Below are 4,375 nucleotides of genomic sequence, written 5' to 3'. Positions count from 1 at the left end.
TCCGTTCCGTAGACGGACAACCACAAGGGTTGTCCCTACAGCCTAAGGACAGACCCGAATCACGGACACGGCTCACGGATTTTCCGTGTTTCATCTGTGTGCATCTGTGGCTGAACGGTTACTAAATTTTTATCCGTGTCAATCCGTCTCATCCGTGTAATCCGTGTGCTATTATTGGTAATCTTTGTGTCTTTGTGCCTTAAGGGCTGAATAGTTACAAAAATTTCCCCTCAACTTTCATTATCCCCCTGAACGGTTACCAATGGTAAGCGTTCAGCCCCTAAGGCGCAAAGACATAACCGTTACATCCAACTAATAATTCCCGGCCTAACTTAGCCATCTCTTTGTAGAAGGGGGACTCTGTCCCTTTTTCCACCATGGTAAAGAATTGAGGCACCCACTTACCCAGGTGGTCGGCCATAAATTCCTTTTGAAGTTCCATCCACCTGGAGGTATCCTGATTTCCGTTTTTCAAGGCGTCGGCTTCTTTTTGTTTCAGATAACTCATTAGCTCCAACTCTAAGCCCACATGGTCCGGCAGGAAGCTCGCCTCCACTACCTCCATCCCACATTTTCGATAAAAATTACCTACTTGTTGAGCGGATTCCCCGCTAAGCATCCCTTCGGCATAGACAGACTCATAAGGGGGGAGGCTAATCCCCGGCACAATAAAGAGCCGGGCGTATTCTACCGCCAGGTCTTCCAGGAGTTCCTCTTCATTCCGGCTCAGGAATTCATCCCCGAAATCTATCCCGGCGCTTTTCAGGGATTCACAGAAGCCCTCTGTCCGTACTTGCCTTAAAAACGGGGCATCAACCTCGCCGATAAATATCCTGGATAAGAGCTTATAAACCGCACTTATCCTTTCAGCCTCTTCTGCTTTATCCCCCCTATCCTTTTCCTGGGGTATCAAACCTTCCATTTGACGAGGCCCTCCTTTTTTTCAATCCTCACACCCATGACCTAACTCCCAGACAGGCATCTTTGTTTGACCCGTCTCCTCTGCCTGGCCGCTGCCTTCTATTTTTCCGCCAATCCGGCGCCATTCATTTATTCCACCGGCCATATCCTTAACTCGCTTAAATCCCTGTTCTTTGAGCAATCTGCAAGCCCTTTGACTGCGGCTGCATCCACTTTTACCACTCTGGCAGTAGACGATAACCGGCCTGGCCTGGTCTAACTCGCCTATCCTTTCCTCCAGACTATTAAGCGGCATAGAAAGACTTCCCGAAATATGCCCGGCCGCATACTCTTCCGGCCTTCGCACATCCAAAAGGATAACCTCCTTGAGTCGGCCGTTCTCCATAAGCAGCTTTACTTCTTTAGCCGAAATATCACCGCTGTCATTACAGCCGGTTAGCCACAAGACCATGAGCAGTTCTGACAGTAAATTCCGCCTCATCCATAAACCTCCGCTGTCCTCTCCGTGATCCTCATCCCAGGAATACCTGGTCAGAGCCAATTGACGGGCATAGGCGCTCATCTCTTCTCTGAGGCCATTATTCAGAAGAATATTAGTTGGTGGCCTACTTACGTTGAACGGCAGGTAGAGTGAGCCATCCCCAAAGAGGCCAGACGTGATCGGTAAGGCCAGCCGCTATCGCTGGGGTCCGAGCCTGATACTTTCCCTCCGCAACTTTTAGCGGCCAACCTGGATATATTCCTCAATTTAAGTAGGCCACCAAGAGATGCTTTACTGCCTTAATATTTCACCTCAGCATGCAGGCTAAGCCATTTCTGGTTCTTTTTCGTCTCCGTCTCCTTTTGCAGGTTTTTGGCAATATAACTTACGGCAAAGCGGATATCCTTAAATGGTGAATAGGTTGCGCCAAGAACTATCCGCTTATAGGCATCATCGCTCTTATCCTTATCTGGGTCCCAGCTATCAAAACGGGTAAAGATGCCTGCCTCCGGCGTAATCTTGTAAGAGCCGTGGATACTTAAACCAGGGGAGGTAATCGTGGAAGTTGTTTCTACCTCTTTTCTTAGATAGCTGGCCATTAGATGATGAGCTTTATCCTCAAGACTAAGCCCACCAATCAAAACGTCGTTCTTCTTGCCGTTGCTGGTTTGTTTTCCAATCTGCTTAAACAGGTGTAACTTTAAACCTGAAAGGATGCTGGGAACGGGAGAGACAGTTAAGCGTGCCTGGACATCCTTATACTTATCGTCAAAGTTGCCTGTCCCACCTTCACCGTTGCCATAGGTAATTGCATAATCGCCGTAGGAGTTGGGAATCTTTCCGGCTATACCTATCCCTCTATCGTTTGATTTTACCCCGGCATCAGCATCTGCCTGAACGCGATAGATAAAGCGGTGCTTCCAGATACCCTCTTCCTGTCCAATCCAGGGGGTTCCTGGTATACCTATAATAATCTTATTCCCTGGCAAAGGAAGCAGATCAGCCATCTCTAAGACAATGTTTTTGACAAACGGGCTCTTGAGACTCCCCCCCGGGTATTCAGGTGTCTGTGCCTCTAAGACCATATTCGCCTTGACCTTGTCAGTAAAGGCTCCCTTTACATGAATCTGCATGCGATTAAGTTCAAATGAGCTCTGGCTCTTTGTTCCCTTCTCCGGTGAATCAGAGAGGTCATTTAGATACTGCAACCAAAAATACCCGCTTACCTCAACCTTTGGCTTCTCCTCACTAAAGACCAATTGAGAGCAACTCAAGATACCTGCTGTTAGACATAGCGTTAAAATTCGTTTCATTGTTTTTGTCCTCCGTAATTGTTCACCACAGAGACACAGAGACACGGAGAATGATTTTAGATTTTTCTCAGTGTCTCTGTGTCTCCGTGGTGAGGTGAACGGTTACGTTCCTCCTTTTTGTTTTGGAGTGCGAAAGCTTGCTTTCGCTTTGTTGCCTCTGAAAGCGGTGGCAAGCCACCGCACTCCATAAAGTCTTTAATGTCCTCCACCCTCACCCCGCTTCTTGGTCGCATACTGTAATGTCTCTTGATACGCCTTCTTGCCTGCCTCTAAGTCAAAGACCACGGTTTGATACTTATCCGTTGGTTTTGCCTTCTCTACCGTGACTATTGTATCGAACCAGGCTTGACCACCACCAATCGGGTCTGTAGAGATAGGGATAATCCGGTTTGGGTGAACCCCATTATCTGTCCACCACATATTGGTATTAACATCAGGGTCAGGATTGCCATAGGGGTTTGTCAAGTCCTTCTTTGCCTGAGATACTGCCCCGTACCTCCAGTGTCCTGCTGAGGTAGATATGGCCACTACCTTTGGGTGAATCCCTTCAGTCAAATGTGCCTTGGTCACCAGATAACCAATCTTTGAAGTCACCCTAACCAAATCGCCTTCGTTAATACCCCTTGCTGATGCGGTTTTGGTATTAATCCAGGCAGGATTGGCGTGGTGTATCTCGGATAACCATTTACAGGCTGATGTCCTTGATTGGACATGCACATTGACCTTAAAGGTAGTCATAATCAATTGATCATCCTTCATATTCTGGTGTTGTGGGATAGGCCAGTAATGCGGCATTGGTTCAAACCCGTATTTCTCCCATTCCTCCACATAGACATGGATTTTTCGGGAAGGGGTATTAAACCCGGCATAACCCACGCCATCTATCTTAACCCCTTGAATTTTCTTACAATCCGGGCACTTAAGCACTATGCCGCGATATTCTTCGGCTTCGGTAAGTTTATGGGCATCATTATCCGGGCAGATAAAGCTTCCATCATAAGCCTGTTTAAGTCTCTTTTTAAATGTTTCAAACTCTGGCTTATCATTTGGTCCATAGACTGGATAAACACCATGCTGACGGATAAAGTTCAGTCCACCCTTTTCCTTTAGTCCAGGCACAGTATCCATCTGGTAAGCCAGATACTCCTCCGGTGTTTTCTCAAAATACTTAGCTACCTCAGGTGAAATTCGGCCTGCCAGGTCTCTTAAGATATCCTTTACCTCACGCTGTTCACCGATGTTTGCCACTACCGGTATTCTTGCCCCAACCCAGGGAAGTAAGGCTGAGGGCATATTTTCCGGGTCATGTCGCTGTAAATAGCTTGAATCAGGGAGGATAATATCAGCGAGGTCGGAGGATTCACTCATAAACCCATCAATGGCTACAATAAATGGTAGTTTTTGGGTATCCCTGAGTAAGGCATCCCAGGTGCCGGCATCCGGATTAGCGTAGGCAGGGTTATACATATACCAAATATAAACGCTCAGCTTCTGCCTTCCCTCAAGAATCCCATGGGCAATATGATGAGATACATCGGAACTTCCCCCTAAAAATCACCTAAAAAATAGACCTAACTCTATATATATCAAGAGGATACAACTAAAATATGTTTAAAAAGTGTGCCTACGAATATTTTTAATATTTTTAAAAAAATACTTG

General features: G+C 46.7%; 4 protein-coding genes. All 4 read right to left on the bottom strand.

Going from position 1 to position 4,375, the window contains the following annotated elements; translation table 11 throughout:
• Window positions 1–280: 280 nt before the first annotated feature.
• Window positions 281–922 carry a molecular chaperone TorD family protein gene (locus tag AB1797_13280; GenBank protein ID MEW5768558.1) on the bottom strand — a complete coding sequence of 214 codons (642 nt, stop codon included), beginning with the start codon at window positions 920–922 and terminating at the stop codon, window positions 281–283.
• Window positions 923–943: 21 nt separating this feature from the next.
• Window positions 944–1,402 carry a rhodanese-like domain-containing protein gene (locus AB1797_13275; GenBank protein MEW5768557.1) on the bottom strand — a complete coding sequence of 153 codons (459 nt, stop codon included), beginning with the start codon at window positions 1,400–1,402 and terminating at the stop codon, window positions 944–946.
• 299 nt (window positions 1,403–1,701) lie between these two features.
• Window positions 1,702–2,715, bottom strand: a complete 1,014-nt coding sequence (locus tag AB1797_13270; GenBank protein MEW5768556.1) for a hypothetical protein — start codon at window positions 2,713–2,715, stop codon at window positions 1,702–1,704.
• Window positions 2,716–2,910: 195 nt separating this feature from the next.
• Entirely contained in the window at window positions 2,911–4,191 is a 1,281-nt protein-coding gene (locus AB1797_13265) for a molybdopterin dinucleotide binding domain-containing protein (protein ID MEW5768555.1), read from the bottom strand.
• Window positions 4,192–4,375: the final 184 nt, after the last annotated feature.

The organism is bacterium (assembly GCA_040753085.1).
In the GTDB taxonomy this organism is placed as follows: domain Bacteria; phylum UBA9089; class JASEGY01; order JASEGY01; family JASEGY01; genus JASEGY01.
The sequence above is the reverse complement of the archived record's forward strand: the minus strand, read 5'-3'. Positions and strand labels throughout refer to the sequence as shown.

Bases quoted from the DNA above. Each gene is read 5' to 3' on its own strand.
- AB1797_13275 (MEW5768557.1), bottom strand. From the start codon at position 1,402: ATGAGGCGGAATTTACTGTCAGAACTGCTCATGGTCTTGTGGCTAACC.
- AB1797_13270 (MEW5768556.1), bottom strand. From the start codon at position 2,715: ATGAAACGAATTTTAACGCTATGTCTAACAGCAGGTATCTTGAGTTGC.
- AB1797_13280 (MEW5768558.1), bottom strand. From the start codon at position 922: ATGGAAGGTTTGATACCCCAGGAAAAGGATAGGGGGGATAAAGCAGAA.